The organism is Streptomyces hygroscopicus subsp. hygroscopicus, from assembly GCF_001553455.1.
Lineage (GTDB): Bacteria > Actinomycetota > Actinomycetes > Streptomycetales > Streptomycetaceae > Streptomyces > Streptomyces hygroscopicus.
In genome coordinates this window covers 1-2241 of record NZ_BBOX01000321.1, presented here as the reverse complement: position 1 = coordinate 2241, position 2241 = coordinate 1, and the positions used below count along the sequence as shown (strand labels likewise).

The 2241-nt window shown below is 73.4% G+C and carries 1 protein-coding gene and 1 pseudogene; both read left to right on the top strand.

The window, feature by feature from the left end; translation table 11 throughout:
* A pseudogene (locus AXW62_RS29165) lies at positions 1-239 on the top strand (hypothetical protein); the annotation flags it as partial.
* Between the two features lie 297 nt (positions 240-536).
* A complete protein-coding gene (locus AXW62_RS29160) occupies positions 537-2036 on the top strand; it encodes a N,N-dimethylformamidase beta subunit family domain-containing protein (RefSeq protein WP_060947152.1) in 1500 nt (499 codons plus the stop codon).
* The last annotated feature ends 205 nt before the right edge of the window (positions 2037-2241 follow it).

Here is a 2241-nt window from a genome sequence, read left to right as displayed (position 1 = left end):
GCCGTGAGCTGCTCGCCGACCATGTCACCGCCATGGTGTGCTGCGCCGCCGTGGACACCGCGGGCGCGTCCCCCGGCCTCGACTGGCTCGACGGGCCCGCGCTGCTCGTCGGCGGGCGGCGCCGGGCCGATCTGACCCGTCCGGTGCTGAGCCTGGTGGAGGACGGCGACGACGGGCCGCTGCGCGCCTGGCTCGGCGAGGTGGGCGTCCGCCCGGAGAAGCCCGTCCGGCTCGGGTAGAGCCAAATACCGTCCCGGATACGGGCCCGGTATCCGGCCCGAATACGGCCCTGTGTCCAGTCTTGTCGCGCGTTCGGTGGCTGTTTCGGCAAATTGGCGACTATCGGTGACGGAGTGGGTGCGTAATGTGATGTGCTTGGTCCGGTCGCTGTTTACCCGGCCCAGGAGTTCCGGCCCACCGGCCCGGACCGCCAGACCGGCTCCGCAGCCCGGCCCACAAGGCCGGACCCGCGGCGGTGCGGTGTGCGAGAACAGCGAGGCGAGGCGCCGCCGGGTACGCAGGGAGGGGAGCAGTTGATGGGGACGGACCAGATCCGGCGCTGGGAGTCGGGGGCGCTCGCCCACGCGGTGACGGATCCTTTCGGCCAGGGCCCACTGCCCTGGTTGCGCGACAGCGAGAACTACTTCGACGACACCGGCCGGGTGGTCCCGTGGTACGTCGACCACGTCCACCTCTCCGGAGCCATCGACCGGGTGGCCGAGCGGTCCGGTGCGCAGGGCCCCGCCAGGATCCCCGGTCCCCGCACCGCCGACGACGTCCACCGGCAGATCAAGGGCTTCCCCTCCACCTCCGCGGCCGCCCCCGGCGAGGCCATCGACTTCCGGATCACGGTGGACCCGCCCCAGCAGTTCAGCGTGGACGTCTACCGCATCGGCTACTACGACGGCGCTGGCGCGCTGAAGATCACCACCAGCCCCCGGCTGTCCGGGATCGTCCAGCCGCCCCCGCTCACCGCCGACCGCACCGTCTCCTGCCACCACTGGTGGCTGTCCTGGCGGCTGCAGATCCCCTCGTACTGGAAGCCCGGCGCCTATGTCGCGGTGCTGACCACCGTGGACGGCTACCGCAGCCACATCCCGTTCACCGTGCGCGACGCCCGCCCCGCCGATCTCCTGCTCGTCCTGCCGGACCTCACCTGGCAGGCGTACAACCTCTACCCGGAGGACGGCCGGACCGGCGCCAGCCTCTACCACGCCTGGGACGAGCGGGGAAAGCTGCTGGGCGAGTCGGAGGCGGCGACCACGGTCTCCTTCGACCGGCCGTACGCGGGCGCGGGGCTGCCCCTCCACGTGGGACACGCCTACGACTTCGTCCGCTGGGCCGAGCGCTACGGCTACGACCTGGCCTACGCCGAGACGCGCGATCTGCACGCGGGCGATGTCGACCCCACCCGCTACCGGGGGCTGGTCTTCCCCGGCCATGACGAGTACTGGTCGGCGCCGATGCGCCGCACCGTGGAGTCGGCCCGGGACAGCGGCACCTCACTGGTCTTCCTCTCCGCGAACACCATGTACTGGCAGGTCGAACTCTCCCCCTCGCCCTCCGGTCCGGACCGGCTGCTGACCTGCCACAAGCGCCGCGGCCCCGGCCGCTCGGCGCTGTGGCGGGAGACCGCGCCCGAGCAGCAGCTGATCGGCATCCAGTACGCGGGCCGGGTGCCCGAGCCGAGCCCGCTGGTCGTGCGCAACGCCGGGCACTGGCTGTGGGAGGCGACGGGCGCGGCGGAGGGCGACGAACTGCCCGGCCTGGTGGCGGGCGAGGCCGACCGCTACTTCCCGCGCACCGTCCTGCCCGAGCACCTCCGCCGGATCCTGCTGGCCCACTCCCCGTACCGGGACACGGAGGGGGCCCTCCGCCATCAGGAGACCTCGCTCTACCGGGCCCCGAGCGGCGCTCTGGTGTTCGCGTCGGGGACGTTCGCGTGGTCGCCCGCACTGGACCGTCCGGGGCATACGGACGAGCGGATCCAGCGCGCGACGGCGAATCTGCTGGACCGCATCTGCAAGCGGGGGTGACGGGCCCCGCGGAGGCCCGAGCCCCGCCCCGCGAGCCCCGCCCCGCGAGCCCCGGCCTGCGGGCCTCGGCCCGCTGGCCCCGGTCGCGGGGTGTGGAATACGGGGTCTGGCTCATGGGGCGCGGCTCCTTCGGGCCGGTCAGCTCGACGCGGGTGGCGGCGCGGGTCTGTCGGGGTCCGCCTGGGCCGCCCCACGAGCAGATGTA